Below are 15,300 nucleotides of genomic sequence, written 5' to 3'. Positions count from 1 at the left end.
AGGTTTGCGCGAGGGGACACCACCGGCAAACGGGACGGAGGTATCCGGCATGAGAATGGCGGCGCCGTTCACATCGATGTCACGGCGACGGCCGGCTCAAAGGTGTGACGGTGGAGATCGCATCGTGCCTGGGGATCATGCCGCGGTTCGCTCGACGCGGCGCGATCGGCTTGTTAAGCCGCGTGCCGCAAGGACAATTTGAGTCGAGACATGACCGTAGCGATCGAGATGGGACAAACGACGGCCGGCGCATCGGCGGCCATCGACCTCGAGGAGCTATTGGCGACGCGCCTCCTGGTGCAGGGCAATTCGGGTTCCGGAAAATCCCATCTGCTGCGCCGGCTGCTGGAACAGAGCGCGCCATGGGTGCAGCAAACCATCATCGATCCCGAGGGTGACTTCGTGACCCTGGCCGAGCGATTCGGCCACCTCGTCATCGATGCCGAGGACCATACCGAGCGCAGCCTGCAGGTCGCCGGCGAGCGCGTGCGCATCCATCGTGTCTCGACCGTGCTCAATCTCGAGGGGCTCGACGCCGAGAATCAGATGCGGCGCGCCGCGGCCTTCCTCGGCGGCATGTTCGAGGTTGCCCGCGACCATTGGTATCCGATGCTGGTGGTGGTGGACGAGGCGCAGCTGTTCGCGCCGGCGATCGCGGGCGAAGTGTCCGACGAAGCGCGCAAGCTCTCGCTCGGCGCGATGACCAACCTGATGTGCCGCGGCCGCAAGCGCGGGCTTGCCGGGATCATCGCGACCCAGCGGCTGGCCAAGCTCGCCAAGAATGTCGCCGCCGAAGCATCGAACTTCCTGATGGGCCGGACCTTCCTCGACATCGACATGGCGCGCGCCGCCGACCTGCTCGGCATGGAGCGGCGGCAAGCGGAGGCGTTCCGCGACCTGGAGCGCGGACAATTCATGGCGCTGGGACCCGCACTCTCCCGCCGCCCACTGGGCTTGCGCATCGGTCCGACCGACACCCAACCGCGCAACGCGGCGCCGCGGCTGATGCCGCTGCCTGAAGCGGTGCTCGAAGACGCGCGCGCGATTATCCTGGCCGCGCCGCCACCTGAAACGGCGGCCAGGCCGCCGCGCCGGACACCGCCGCCCGACCTGCTCAGCCAGCTGATGGCCGCCAAGCATCCGGCACCGGAGCAAGATCCCGAAGCCACGGAGCCGCCGCCGAGCGCGGAGCAGCTGGCCGAGCGGCGCGAGCGGCTGGATCGCATCCTGCGCGCGATCCTCGCCGAGCCCGACGCCGGCTTCCGCGCCATCGGCGTGCTCTATCAGGAGTTCGTGGTCCGCTGCCGGATCGAGGGTTTCGGTGCCGTCGTGCCCGAGCTGACCGATTTTCGCCGCATGCTGACGCGCGCCCGCGCCGGGCTCGGCACCGAGATGGCGGAGGACGACGCGTGGCAGGATGTCTCGCTGCGTGCCGCCATCCTGCCCGAGGACATGCAGGGCGTCTTCATGATGATCGCCCGCGCCGCGAAGGAAGGCTGGCCCTGCCCGAGCGATGCAGCGATCGCCCGCGCCTATGGCACGCACTCGCTGCGCCGCGCCCGGCATCTTCTGACCTACATCGAGGAGCAAGGCCTGATCGTCTGCCAGCTTGACGGTGCCGGCCGGCGGATCGTGACACTCGTCGAACTCGCCTGGGCCACGGCCGCAGCCGATCCGAATGCCGACGAGGCGCAGCCGGAAGCAGCGTGCAACAGTTCGACTGCGTGATCGGACGCTGGACGACGAAGCGTCCGGTATTGCGCGGAATCCGGCAAGCGTCGCAAGACACGAAAAGGCCCGCCGAGAGGCGGGCCTTTTTGTCTCTGCCGATTGAGGGATCTGGCTGCGGTGGGCCCGCGACAGGCCCACACAGCCCTCTTCAAGCCTCACGCATGCTGCGGCTGCGCGAGCTGGCTGACCTGCGTCGCCGGCGGATCGACAACCAGGGTACCGCCATGGCCGTCACTCGAGGTCGTGAAGGTCGAGGCCATGTAGTTGCCGAGCAGCGCAATACTCGCCGTGACGGTGCCGTCCGTCACCGTGAGCGTTCCGTGCGATGAGTCTCCGCTGAAGGTCGGCGTGTGAACGTTCGCGAAATTGATATTCGCGAAATCGATCGCGTCCGAACCGGTCATCCCGGCGACGGTTCCGCTAAAGCTCGCGGAATTGTCGAGCTTCAGCGTCCCCGTCGAGCCCTGGAACGTCACGGAGGCATTCGACGCCCCCGTCAATTCGAGGGTGCCGCTCGGGACGATGGTGGCGCTGCTCGGGCTCTCTCCCGTCACGTTGAACGACTGCCAGGCTCCCCACGCGGTGCCGTCATTGGCCCGGATCCAGAGCTGGTCGGTGCCCGAGCCGGCCTGATAGGTCGCCTGGGCAAGCTGTGCCGCGGTGACGTCGATCTCTGTATTCGCAGGCTCGTTGACTCCGCCAACGTTCCAGCGGCCGTTGGTGTTGGAATCCCACAGCGCATACTTCGTGATGGCATCGCCGTCGGCGTCCGTCGCAGTGACGAGGTTCGCAGCAGCAAAGGTCTGCCCCGAGACCGTCACGACGTTGGAGACCGCGACCGTCGGCGCCTGATTGGTGGCGGTGGCCGTGAAGGCCTTCCAGCTGCTCCACTCGCTGCCGTCATTCGCCCGCACGTAGAGCGTATCCGACGGCGAGCCGCCGGGGCCGAACACGTAGCTGACCTGCGACAGGTTCGCCGCCGCAACATCGATCTCGGCGTTGGCCGCCTGGGCGACACCGTTCACCACCCAGTGGCCATTGCCGCCGGTGTCCCAGAACGCGTACTGGGTGATCGGATCGCTCTCGGCATCCGAGGTCGAGAACAGGCTCGACGCCGCCACCGAATGGTCGTGGATCCCGGTCGCGTTCGCTGCCGTCACGACCGGAGCCGTGTCGGGTCCCGGCGTTGCCGTGAACGCGGTCCAGGTGCTCCACTTCGATCCGTCGTTCGCCCGCACATAGAGCGTGTCGGCTGGAGAGCCGCCAGGCCCGAACACGTAGCTCACCTGTGAGAGGTTCGCCGCGGCGACATCGATCTCGACGTTGGCTGCCTGGGCGACACCATTCACCACCCAGTGACCATTGCCGCCGGTGTCCCAGAACGCGTACTGGGTGATCGGATCGCTCTCGGGGTCCGAGGTCGTGAACAGGCTCGAGGCGAGCGCCGACGTCTCACCATGAACCGCGGTCACGTTCGGTGCTGTGACGACCGGAGCCTGATCGGGCCCTGGGGTTGCCGTGAACGCAGTCCAGGCGCCCCACTTCGATCCGTCGTTCGCCCGCACGTAGAGCGTGTCGGCTGGAGAGCTGCCGGGACCGAACACGTAGCTGACCTGCGAGAGGTTCGCCGCGGCAACATCGATCTCGACGTTGGCGGCCTGGGCGACACCATTCACCACCCAGTGACCATTGCTGCCGGTGTCCCAGAACGCGTACTGGGTGATCGGATCGCTCTCGGGGTCCGAGGTCGTGAACAGGCTCGAGGCGAGCGCCGACGTCTCACCATGAACCGCGGTCACGTTCGGTGCCGTCACAACCGGAGCCTGATCGGGGCCCGGGGTTGCCGTGAACGCAGTCCAGGCGCCCCACTTCGATCCGTCGTTCGCCCGCACATAGAGCGTGTCGGCTGGAGAGCTGCCGGGCCCGAACACGTAGCTCACCTGTGACAGGTTCGCCGCGGCAACATCGATTTCGACATTGGCGGCCTGGGCGACACCATTCACCACCCAGTGACCATTGCCGCCGGTGTCCCAGAACGCGTACTGGGTGATCGGATCGCTCTCGGGGTCCGAGGTCGTGAACAGGCTCGAGGCGAGCGCCGACGTCTCACCATGAACCGCGGTCACGTTCGGTGCCGTCACAACCGGAGCCTGATCGGGGCCCGGGGTTGCCGTGAACGCAGTCCAGGCGCCCCACTTCGATCCGTCGTTCGCCCGCACGTAAAGCGTGTCGGGCGTCGAGTCGCCGGGCCCGAACACGTAGCTCACCTGCGACAGGTTCGCCGCGACGACATCGATTTCGACGTTGGCTGCCTGGGCGACACCATTCACCACCCAGTGACCATTGCCGCCGGTGTCCCAGAACGCGTACTGGGTGATCGGATCGCTCTCGGGGTCCGAGGTCGTGAACAGGCTCGAGGCGAGCGCCGACGTCTCACCATGAACCGCGGTCACGTTCGGTGCCGTCACAACCGGAGCCTGATCGGGCCCCGGGGTTGCCGTGAACGCAGTCCAGGCGCCCCACTTCGATCCGTCGTTCGCCCGCACGTAGAGCGTGTCGGCTGGAGAGCTGCCGGGCCCGAACACGTAGCTGACCTGCGAGAGGTTCGCCGCGGCAACATCGATCTCGACGTTGGCGGCCTGGGCGACACCATTCACGACCCAGTGGCCATTGCCGCCGGTGTCCCAGAACGCATACTGGGTGATCGGATCGCTCTCGGGGTCCGAGGTCGTGAACAGGCTCGAGGCGAGCGCCGACGTCTCACCATGAACCGCGGTCACGTTCGGTGCCGTCACAACCGGAGCCTGATCGGGGCCCGGTGTTGCCGTGAACGCGGTCCAGGCGCCCCACAGCATCCCGTCGTTCGCCCGCACATAGAGCGTGTCGGCTGGAGAGCTACCGGGACCGAACACGTAGCTGACCTGCGAGAGGTTCGCCGCCGCAACATCGATTTCGACATTGGCGGCCTGGGCGACACCGTTCACCACCCAATGACCGTTGCCACCGGTGTCCCAGAACGCATACTGGGTGATCGCATCGCCATCAGCGTCCGAGGTTGCGAACAGAGTCGAGGCGAGAGCCGACGTTTGCCCATGATTGGCGGTGACGTTCGATGCCGTAACAACCGGAGCGGTTTCGGGCCCCGGCGCTGCCGTGAACGACTTCCAGCCTCCCCACAACGTTCCGTCGTTCGCCCTGATGAACAACGTATCAGGGGCTGACCCTGCCGGCCCGAAGACGTAGCTCACCTGCGACAGCTGCGCCGCGGTAATGTCGATCTCGGTGTTGGCAGGCATAGCCACACCGTTCACCACCCAGTGGCCGCTTCCGCCGGTGTCCCAGAACGCGTACTGGGTCATCGTGTCAGGATCCGGATCACTGACGGAGAACAGGCTGGATGCGGCAATCGACGTCTGGCCGTGCGCCGCAGTGACGTTGGCTGCGTTCACGGTCGGCGCGGTGTCGACAAACGCCTTTGCCGTAAACTGAGTCCAGCCGCCCCAAAGCGTGCCGTCATTGGCGCGCACGAAGAGGGTATCGGTCGAACCGCTTGGACCGAATACGTAGCTCACCTGCGACAGGTTGGCCGCCGTGACATCGATCTCGGCGTTGGTGGGCTGGACGGTGCCGTTGACGACCCAGTGTCCGTTACCTTGGGTGTCCCAGAACGCGTATTGGGTGATGGGATCGCCATCGGCGTCCGTGACCGAGAACAGGCTGGAAGCGAGCGCAGAGCTCTCGCCAAAGATCGCCTGCACGTTGGGCGCTGACGTGACCGGTGCGATATCGGCGCGCGTCGTGACCAGCGTGCCGCCGCCGGTATCCGTGCTGACGCTGAACCGCACGCCAGGCGTCTGATCAAGCTGCAGATCGAAGGAGGAAGCCCCCTCGGTGACATGCAGGATGTTGCCGGCCAGCAAGGTCGCCGACCCGCCCGATACGAAGTTGAGGCCTGCCAGATCGATGCTGTCGCCCAGCACCAGGCTACTGACGGTGGTGCCGGCCAAAGACGTGCCGTCGACCTTGAGCTGGCCGCCGGACCCGCCGAAGGTGATGCCGCCGCCCGCGACGCTTGCAGCCTGCAATTCGACCACGCCGCCGGAGATCGTGACCGGCCCCGTGGAGCCGCCAGAAGATACGATTTCACTGCCGCCGGCGAATACCGCGACGTTGCTCGTCGTCGTTCCGGCAAGATTGAACGTGCCGCCGCTCGACACCGCGATGTTGTGCGCCGTGCCTCCGGAAGAAATGTTCAGCACGCCGCCACTCGACACACCGACGAACGCCGCCGAGCCGCCGGCCAGAACGTTCAATATGCCTCCGGACGTAACGCCGGTTCCCGAGCCGACCCCACCGGAGATGAATCCGCCGGACAGAACATTCTCGACACCGCCGGCATTGACGCCAGTATTTCTCAGCACGGTGCCCGCAACATTGAAGATGCCGCCGTTATACACGCCGACAAAGGAAGCCGTGGCGCCAGCCGACAAGTTCAAGGTGCCGCCGGAAACCCCGGTCCCGGATCCGCTCGCGCCGGAGATGGATCCACCGGACAAGACGTTCTCGACGCCGCCGCTGAAGACTGCTGCATTGTTCAGCATCTGGCCCGCAACGTTGAAGGTGCCGCCGCTGGACACACCAACTAACGCCGCCGAGCCACCGGCCAGGACGTTCAATATGCCGCCAGCAGAAACGATGTTTGCCGCACTCAACGACCCGGACATCAGTCCGCCGGACAGCACGTTCTCGATACCGCCGCTCGAGACCAGCGTGTTGCTGGTGATCGTACCTGCAACATTCAGCGTGCCGCTCGACACCGTAAGGTTGTGCGCCGTGCCGCCGGCGGAGACATTCAGCGTGCCACTTGAAACCGTCAGGTGATCCAGTGCACCGCCCGAAAGGACGTTGACGGTGCCGCCGGATATGCCCGTCCCGGAGCCCGGGACACCGGTGACGACACCACCCGAGAGAACATTCTCGACGCCGCCGTCATAGACGCCGACATTGCCGAGCACCGTGCCAGCCACGTTGAACGTACCGCCACTCGACACACCGACGTGAACCGCCGTACCACCGGCCAAAAGGTTCAATACGCCGAGCACTCCGGTCCCGGAGCCCGTGGCTCCGGAGATCAACCCGCCGGACAGCACGTTCTCGATACCGCCGCTCGAGACCAGCGTGTTGCTGGTGATCGTGCCTGCGACATTCATGGTGCCGCCGCTCGACACCGCAATGTTATGCGCCGTGCCGCCGGCGGAGACATTCAGCGTGCCACTTGAAACCGTCAGGTGATCCAGTGCACCGCCCGCAAGGACGTTGACCGTACCGCCGGATATGCCCGTCCCGGAGCCGGTCACGCCGGTGACGACACCACCGGAGAGAACGTTTTCAACACCGCCGTCCCAAACGGCCACACTGCTGAGCACGGTGCCCGCGACGTTGAACGTACCGCCGCTCGAAACACCCACAAACGCTGCCGAGCCGCCGGCCTGAACATTCAAAGTGCCGAGAACTCCGGTCCCCGAGCTGATGGCTCCGGAGATCAGTCCACCGGACTGCACGTTCTCGACACCGCCGGAAAACACCATCCCATTGCTGAGCACGGTGCCTGCCACATTGAACGTGCCGCCGCTCGACACGCCGACAAAGACCGCCGAGCCACCGGCCAGAAGGTTCAGCGTACCGCCAGAAATGCCGGTCCCCGAGCCACTAGCTCCGCTGATCAGTCCACCGGACAGCACGGTCTCGACGCCGCCCGCCAGGATGCCTGTATTGCTGGTGACGGTGCCGCCGACACTGAGCACACCGCCGGACGAAACCAGGATGTGGTCGGCGGTGCCGCCGGCTTCGACGATGACCCTCCCGGCATCGCCGACACTCGTCGCCGAACCGCCGGCGAGAATGTCGAGCAGACCGCCGCCCGAAATCTGCGCCCCGGACGCGAGACCTCCCGACGAAACGGTTTCAACGCCTCCGCTGAGCACGAACTGGTTGGTGACGATGCCGCTGTCGTTCAGCGCACCGCTGGCATAGACGAACATCGCGGTCGCGGTGCCGCCCGATTGCACGTTCACCGTGCCGCCGGAGATCGCGGTGCCAAAGCCTCCGGACACACCCTGGACCACGCCGCCCGACAGCACGTTCTCGACGCCGCCGCTGTACACGCCGACAGAGCTCAGCACCGTGCCCGCGACATTGAAGATGCCGCCGCTCGAGACGCCCACGTAGGACGCCGAGCCGCCAGCCGACAGGTTCAACGTACCGCCCGAAACGCCGGTCCCGGATCCGGGCGCTCCGGAGATGGACCCGCCCGACAGGATGTTCTCGACGCCACCAGCGTAGACACCCGTGTAGCTCAGCACACTGCCGGCAACATTGAAGACGCCGCCGCTCGACACACCGACGTGGACGGCCGAACCACCGGACAGAAGATTCAGTACGCCGAGCACTCCGGTCCCGGAGCTCGTGGCTCCGGAGATCGCCCCGCCGGACAGCACGTTCTCGATACCGCCGCTCGAGACCAGCGTGTTGCTGGTGATCGTGCCTGCAACGTTCATGGTGCCGCCGCTCGACACCGTAATGTTGTGCGCCGTGCCGCCAGCGGAGACATTCAGCGTGCCGCTCGAAACCGTCAGGTGATCCAGTGCGCCGCCGCCAAATACGTTGACCGTGCCGCCGGATATGCCGGTCCCAGAACCCGTCACGCCGGTGACAACGCCACCTGAGACCACATTCTCGACGCCGCCGTCATAAACGGCCACATTGCTGAGCACGGTGCCCGACACGTTGAACGTGCCGCCGCTCGAGACACCGACGAACGCCGCCGAGCCACCGGCCAAAACGTTCAGTATGCCGCCGGCGGAAACGCCGGTGCCTGAGCTGATCGCCCCCGAAATGAAACCGCCCGACAGTACGTTTTCGACACCGCCGCTACGGACCCCGATCATGCTGAGCGTCGTGCCGGCTACGTTGAAGACGCCACCGCTCGAAACCGACAGGAATGTAGCCGACCCGCCCGCCAGAACATTGACCGTGCCGCCGGAAATGCCGGTCCCCGAGCCGATGACTCCGCTGATCAGCCCCCCAGACTGGACGTTCTCGACGCCGCCGGTGAACACCGCGGTGAAGCTGTTGACGGTCCCCGCCACGTTGAGCGTGCCGCCACTCGAGACGGCGAAGCGATCGGCCCCGCCGCCCGCGCTGACGACGGCACTGCCGCCGCTGGAAATCGTGGTCCCGACCGCGTAGCCGCCGGAATCAACCAGGAGCTGGCCGCCGCCACTCAGCGTCGTCACGGTTGCCGAGCCTCCGTTGAGGACCTCGAGCGTGTTGGCTCCCGTTTCGGTCAATCCTGAGCTGGTAACACCCGAGCTTACAAATGTGGTGCTCATGGCAGCGCTCCCCAATGAAAAAGGTCAGTTCTTGAAAAATAAGCTAGAGCTTGAATCCAGGAATCGTCTTGATCACCGACTTCACATGATCGACGGTGATCAGCCTCGTGCACTCGAACTGACGCGGCGTCCCCTTGTGGCGGGGGCACCAGAAAAAATCCTTGTGGTCGAATCGAACCGCCGGATCGTTCCAGCAGCTGTTGCAGGCGTGATAGTTGATGACGCGGTAGGGCGTAGCAAATTCATTTGTCGGATGCGTGAAGCCCGCGATCATCACGACCGGAGTGCCGACCGCCCAGGCCAGCCAGGCAAGCCCGCTGGAAAGGCCGATGAAAAAGTCCGCATGGTTGAGCAGATTCGCCCGCTCCTGAATCGGGCGGTCACCGGTCCAGTCCTCCGCGCCGTTCGGAATGTGATTCCATACCAGCTCGTGGCCGTGCGTCGGCTTCTGATCGATGCAGATCACGCGATAGCCGGCCTGCTTGAGAAAGCCGGTCAGTTCGCGCCAGCCGTTCGGGTTATTCCAGTACTTGCATTGCGTGGTGCTCTGCACCGCGATGCAAACGTAGGGCTCGGGGATGGGCCTTTGATCATCGGCCAGCGAGATGCGTGGCGCCACCTCGGTCGGATCGACGCCGAGGATGTATCCGGCGGTGCGGTGCAGCCCCACAAAACGGAAGTCGCACGGCTGGTAGACGAAATTCTTGTCGTCGAAAAACAATCCGACGCTGTACGTGGCGTAATATCGGTCGGTTTGGATTTCCTCATGCGTGACGAAGTTGATCTCCGGATACGCATCGCGAAACAGCGGGATCAGCTTCTCCGCCATTGCGCAGGTCAGCCTGCAATTGTGAGCTGTCCTGAACTTCTCCACATAGGGAAACCAGCCGATCGTGTCGCCCAGGGTGCCGACCGGAAGCTGGATCAGGACGTGACGATCCGTCGCGTTGTACTCATGCGAGAAAATGACATCCTCGCCCTGCAAGACCTCGATACGGAAACGAATGTAGTAGCGCTTTGAGCTGTTGACGCGTCCGCCCGCGAACTGCGTCTCGAACAGAACATTGCCGGTCTCGGCATCCCAGAGACGCACGCGCCAAGGGCCTTCGGCTTCGGGACAAACCACCCGGGCGCCGTCGTTGAAGTCGAATCGCAGTCCTTTTGGACCGACTTGCGTGGGCAGTTCGGCGGCCGCCGGATAGGCACGCTTGGGCGCATCGGCATCCGGCGCAACCGCTTCCGACTTGGCAGGTACGGCGCTGGTCGACCGATCAACGATGACTTTGGGTTGGTCGGCCACATGGTCAATCGGACGCTTCAGCCCGATCGCCGGCGCGACGGCAATCGCATTCACGAATATCCCCTGCCCTGAAAATATAAAGACCGCTAAAAATGCGGGCAGAAGGTAAGCGAGATTGACAACCGCGTCAACGGACGAAAACCTTAGCGGGCACCCCCTTGCAGCCGCTCGTCCCGGACCGGCAGAAACAAAGAAGCATGAATCGATGAGCCGCAATCCCAGCAAGGTCCCGTTTGTGATCGCAGCGTCGGCGCATGGCCCGCTGATCGTCAACCGGCTGGACTACCACACCGCGGGCGACCACATCTTTGGCGTGGGGATTCAGATTCTCGAGCACGGTGCGTTCGACGTCACCGAGATCGAGCTTACCAAGGGTCTTCTTGCACTGCGAAGAACCTACCGAGGGGATGGCGTGGTCGCCGTCGACTGCGGGGCGAACATCGGCGTTCACACCATCGAATGGTCCAAGCACATGGACGGCTGGGGTTCGGTCCTTGCCATCGAGGCGCAGGAGCGAGTCTACTACGCTCTTGCCGGCAACATCGCCATCAACAATTGCTTCAACGCGCGGGCGATGCACGCGGTTATTTCGTCGGAAACCGGCAAGACCTGGGTGCCGACCTTAAGCCATCAGGAACCCGCCAGCTTCGGAAGTCTGGAGGTGACGCAACGCTCCGGGACGGAGCAAATCGGCCAGAAGATCGATTATTCCCAGGCCAACGGCACTGAAACGGCGATGATCACCCTGGACTCCCTGAATCTGAGCCGCTGCGATCTGATCAAGATCGACGTCGAAGGGATGGAGTTGAAGGTGCTGGAAGGAACCAGCGCCACGATCCGGCAGCATCACCCCGTCATTCATGCGGAATTCATCAAGACCGACAAGGCCGCACTGGTTCGCAAGCTGAACGATCATGGATACCGGACCTACGACGCGGGGCAAAACTGCCTTGCGATCCATGAATCCGACCCGACCCTGAGCCACGTGGAATCGCGAACCACGTCATGACGGCCTGACCGCCGAATTCCTTCACCGCTCGCGGAGAGCATCCTGCCGGTAGCGCATGATCGGAGACAGCAAATAGCTCATGACGCTGCGGGCGCCCGTCCTGATTTGGACGGTTACGGTCATTCCCGGCGAAAGATTGATCTCCTTGTCATCGACGACCATCTTGGTCCGGTCGATCGAGACATGCGCGACATACACCGGCCCCGTCCCCTTGGGCTCGCTGCTGTCCTCCGTCGCTCCGCCATTGGGCTCGCGGGCCGGATCCCGCGCCTTGTCGCGGGACACGGAATCGCGCGAGACGCTGACGATCTTGCCGTGCAGCAGTCCGTAACGCGTGAAGTTGAACGTATCGACCTTGATTTCGGCGTCCTGACCCGGGTGCACGAAGCCGATATCGCGATTTGAAACCATCGCTTCGATTTCAATCAGATTATCGCTGGGTACGACGACCGCGAGCGTCTGGGCGGCAGTTGCGACGCCGCCGACAGTGTGCACGGCCAGTTGCTGCACCACGCCATCGATCGGTGCGGCAAGTCTTTGAAGGCTGGTCCGGTGCTCGGCTTTGGACACCTCGTCCTTGAGGCTGCCGGCCTTCTGCGTCGCCTTGGCCAGATCATCGTACAGGCGGTGCCGGTATTCCGAGACAAGCTTGGCGCGCGTCTCTTCGAGCGCTGCGACGGCCGCATTGGCCTCCTGGAGCTTGCTCCGTTGCACCAGGATGTCCTGCTGCATCCCGACGAGCTCCTGGAGCTCCTGCAGATATTGCAGCTTTGAACCGTACTCCCGGTCCGCCAGGTACTTGCGGACCCCGACGCGCTCCTGCAGCACCGGCAGCAGAGCTTCAATCTTGGCGATGCTGGCGTCGATCGTCCTGGTCTCCGCGACCTTCTGCACCCGTTGCCGATCCAGTTCGGACAATTTGGCGCGCTGCTCGGAATCCTGACTGCGCAAGTACTCCAGATGCATTTGAATCAAGGCGGGCGGCGTGTCGTCCGGTACGCCCTCAAGCGCGTCGGTATTTCCGTCAAGCGCAGAGCGGGTGCGTGAAATATCCAGCTCTGCCGACAGAAGATCGTTTTTCAGGTGCTGAAGCTCCGCCTGATTGCTGGTCGGATCCAGCTCGATCAGAATCTCGCCGGCCTTGACGGTTTGGCCGTCGCGGACGTGAATGGCCCGCACCACTCCGATCTCGAGCGGCTGAACCAGCTTCACGCGGTCGCCCGGTACGATCTTTCCTGGTGCTGAGGCAACGATGTCGATCTTGCCGAGCCCCGCCCACGCCACGGCGCAGCAGAACAAGGCAGCAAGCAAGCCGGCGGTCAGCCTGGCGGTGGGAGACGGCGGCGTCTCGACGATTTCGAGGGCGGCCGGCAGGAAGGCCAGCTCGTCCCGGGTTTTCCCCCCGACCGCAAGCGCTTCACGAGCCGACTTCATGGATCCCCGCCTGCAACCGGTACAGCGACGCGTATCTTCCGCCTGTGCTGAGCAACTCCTCGTGGGATCCCTGTTCGACAAGCCGGCCGCGATCAATGGTGATGATCCGATCGGTGCGCCTGACGGCGGACAGACGATGTGCGATGACAAAAACCGTTCGTCCCTTCACGATCCGGTTCATATTGTCCTGAATGACCCTTTCGCTTTCGTAGTCCAGCGAACTCGTCGCCTCGTCGAAGATTAGGATGCGGGGATCGGTGATCAGGGCCCGCGCGATCGCGATGCGTTGCCGCTGCCCTCCCGACAGACTGGAGCCGCGCTCGCCGACGACGGTGTCGTAACCTTCCGGCAGTTCCAGGATGAATTCGTGAGCTCCCGCCAGCTGAGCCGCGGCGACCACCTTCTCCATCGGAGCGGCCGGGTCGGCGAGCGCGATGTTTTCCCGTACGCTGCGATTGAACAACACGTTTTCCTGCAGGACGACGCCGACCTGGCGACGCAGCCACGCCGGATCGACCATCGCAAGGTCGACCCCGTCGACAAGGACCCTGCCCTTCTCCGGAACGTAAAGGCGCTGAACGAGCTTCGTGAAGGTGCTCTTGCCCGAACCGGACGGACCGACGATGCCGACGACCTGGCCGGCCGGAATGCTGATGTTGATGTCGTGCAGCACTTCGGGTCCATCCACCCGATAGCGGAAGGACACATGCTCAAGTGTGACCTGACCCTTGATGGGCGGCGGCACGGCGCGACCGGGGCTGAACGTCAGCTCGGCCGGCGTATTCAGGATGTCGCCGAGCCGCGCGACGGAGAGCCTGGCCTGATGGAAGTCCTGCCAGAGCTGCGCCAGCCTCAGAACCGGCGCGCTCACGCGTGACGAGAACATGTTGAAGGCGATCAACTCGCCGACCGTGAGGCTTCCGTCGATCACCAGCTTGGCGCCGGCGTAAAGGATCACCGCGGTGACGAGCTTGCTCACGAACTGGACCGATTGGCTCGCGACATTCGCCAGGCTGAGCACGCGGAAGCTGGCCGCCACGTATCCGGCAAGCTGCTCCTCCCAGCGGCGCTGCATCTGCGGTTCGAGCGCCATGGCCTTGATGGTCTCGACACCGGTCACGCTCTCGACGAGAAAGGCCTGGTTTTCGGCCCCGCGCTCGAATTTGGTATCCAGCCGCTGACGGAACATCGGCGTCGCGCCGGCCGAGATGCCGACATAAAGCGGGAAGGACCCAAGCACGATCCAGGTCAGGATCGGCGAGTAGATAAACATCACCGCGATGAAAACGACCGTGAAGAACAGGTCTATCACGACCGTCAGTGCGGAGCCGGTCAGGAAGTTGCGAATGTTCTCCAGCTCGCGGACCCGCGCAACCGAGTCGCCAACCCGGCGAGCCTGAAAATAGGCAATGGGCAGCCCGATGAGGTGCCGAAACAAGCGGGCTCCCAGTTCGACATCGATCCGGTTGGTCACGTGGGAGAACAAGTAGGTCCTCAGTATCGCGAGGGCCGTCTCAAAAACCGCGATGCCGATCAACCCCACGACGAGCACGTCGAGTGTGCTGAGTGTGTGATTAACCAGGACCTTGTCGATCACCACCTGAAAGAACAGCGGCGACACCAGTGCAAACAGCTGCAAGAAAAAGGAGGCGATCAAGACCTCCACGAAATGGTACCGATATTTGTGGATTGCCCCCAGAAACCACGACAGGTCAAAGCGGCGCGCAAGATTGACCAGTCCCGCCCGCCGGCTCACCAGAATCAGCTTGCCAGTCCACACCGCTTCCAGGTCGGCCCTGGTGATCAACTCCGGGCGCTCCGACAGAGGCGATTGAACGAGGATCTTGTCGGCGCCCACCTTGGCGAGGATCAAATGGCCGCCGTCGCGTAACAGCGCGATGGCAGGAAGCGGGACCTTCTCGAGCCTTAGCCAGTTGGTGCTCAGCTCGCGAGCCTTGACGCCGGTCGAGCGCGCGTAGCGCAGCATCTCCGGCGTTCCGAACGGGCCGTTGCCGACTTGATGACGAATCTGGTCGACATCGGCCGGGAGGCCGTGAAAACGCAGCAGCATCGCGAGCCCAACTATCCCGCTGTCTGCTGTCGTACCGCTCCGCGTTTCAATCATCTCGCGATTTAATCTGCTCAGTAGCTGAAAATAACTGCAGTCGAAGGTGAGCCGAGATTGCCGTGAGCGCGCCCCGCCCCTGCCCGTCGGCCTCGCGGTCAGCGCAAACTGACTATTCGCAACGAAACGACAGAGCAGCAAATGAATATGACAGGCAGAGTACTATGGCTCTTCGCCGAGATGCAATTGGCGTTATCAACGGCCAAGCCGAATCCGCGAGCAACATCATGCCGATCCTGGAGTCCATCGCGGAACCATTCGGAAAGCCGAACCAGGCTCCGTAGTCTTACGGATCGCGGCACGCGATATG

Annotated in this window: 6 protein-coding genes; 2 read left to right on the top strand and 4 right to left on the bottom strand. The window is 63.9% G+C overall.

The features are described 5' to 3' along the window. The first annotated feature begins 210 nt into the window (after window positions 1–210). Window positions 211–1,728, top strand: a complete 1,518-nt coding sequence (locus tag HU230_RS38720; RefSeq protein WP_176533715.1) for a helicase HerA domain-containing protein — start codon at window positions 211–213, stop codon at window positions 1,726–1,728. A gap of 158 nt (window positions 1,729–1,886) precedes the next feature. Here HU230_RS38720 and HU230_RS38715 read toward each other — a convergent pair whose 3' ends face one another. Beyond that, window positions 1,887–9,122 (bottom strand): hypothetical protein, encoded by a 7,236-nt coding sequence (locus HU230_RS38715; RefSeq protein ID WP_176533716.1) that lies wholly within the window; start codon window positions 9,120–9,122, stop codon window positions 1,887–1,889. A gap of 43 nt (window positions 9,123–9,165) precedes the next feature. Continuing rightward, window positions 9,166–10,638 carry an autotransporter strand-loop-strand O-heptosyltransferase gene (locus HU230_RS38710; RefSeq protein ID WP_224944029.1) on the bottom strand — a complete coding sequence of 491 codons (1,473 nt, stop codon included), beginning with the start codon at window positions 10,636–10,638 and terminating at the stop codon, window positions 9,166–9,168. Here HU230_RS38710 and HU230_RS38705 point away from each other — a divergent pair. After that, a complete protein-coding gene (locus tag HU230_RS38705) occupies window positions 10,628–11,431 on the top strand; it encodes an FkbM family methyltransferase (RefSeq protein ID WP_176533717.1) in 804 nt (267 codons plus the stop codon). The genes HU230_RS38710 and HU230_RS38705 overlap by 11 nt on opposite strands. Window positions 11,432–11,452: 21 nt before the next feature. Here the strand turns inward: HU230_RS38705 and HU230_RS38700 are convergent, their stop codons facing one another. Together HU230_RS38700 and HU230_RS38695 are read right to left on the bottom strand one after the other, a co-directional pair. Further along, window positions 11,453–12,865, bottom strand: coding sequence for an HlyD family type I secretion periplasmic adaptor subunit (locus HU230_RS38700; RefSeq protein ID WP_176533718.1), 1,413 nt, complete (start codon window positions 12,863–12,865; stop codon window positions 11,453–11,455). Beyond that, complete coding sequence (locus HU230_RS38695; RefSeq protein WP_176533719.1) at window positions 12,849–14,990, bottom strand: type I secretion system permease/ATPase; 2,142 nt, start codon at window positions 14,988–14,990, stop codon at window positions 12,849–12,851. The genes HU230_RS38700 and HU230_RS38695 overlap by 17 nt, the downstream gene beginning before the upstream one ends. Between the last annotated feature and the right edge of the window lie 310 nt (window positions 14,991–15,300).

Origin of the sequence: Bradyrhizobium quebecense, from assembly GCF_013373795.3 — a bacterium.
GTDB lineage: Bacteria > Pseudomonadota > Alphaproteobacteria > Rhizobiales > Xanthobacteraceae > Bradyrhizobium > Bradyrhizobium quebecense.
Note: the sequence above shows the minus strand (reverse complement) of the source record. Positions and strands in the feature narration are given on the sequence as shown.

Coding starts and splice junctions, on each gene's coding strand:
- HU230_RS38720 (WP_176533715.1), top strand. CDS start 211: ATGACCGTAGCGATCGAGATGGGACAAACGACGGCCGGCGCATCGGCG.
- HU230_RS38715 (WP_176533716.1), bottom strand. CDS start 9,122: ATGAGCACCACATTTGTAAGCTCGGGTGTTACCAGCTCAGGATTGACC.
- HU230_RS38705 (WP_176533717.1), top strand. CDS start 10,628: ATGAGCCGCAATCCCAGCAAGGTCCCGTTTGTGATCGCAGCGTCGGCG.
- HU230_RS38700 (WP_176533718.1), bottom strand. CDS start 12,865: ATGAAGTCGGCTCGTGAAGCGCTTGCGGTCGGGGGGAAAACCCGGGAC.
- HU230_RS38695 (WP_176533719.1), bottom strand. CDS start 14,990: ATGATTGAAACGCGGAGCGGTACGACAGCAGACAGCGGGATAGTTGGG.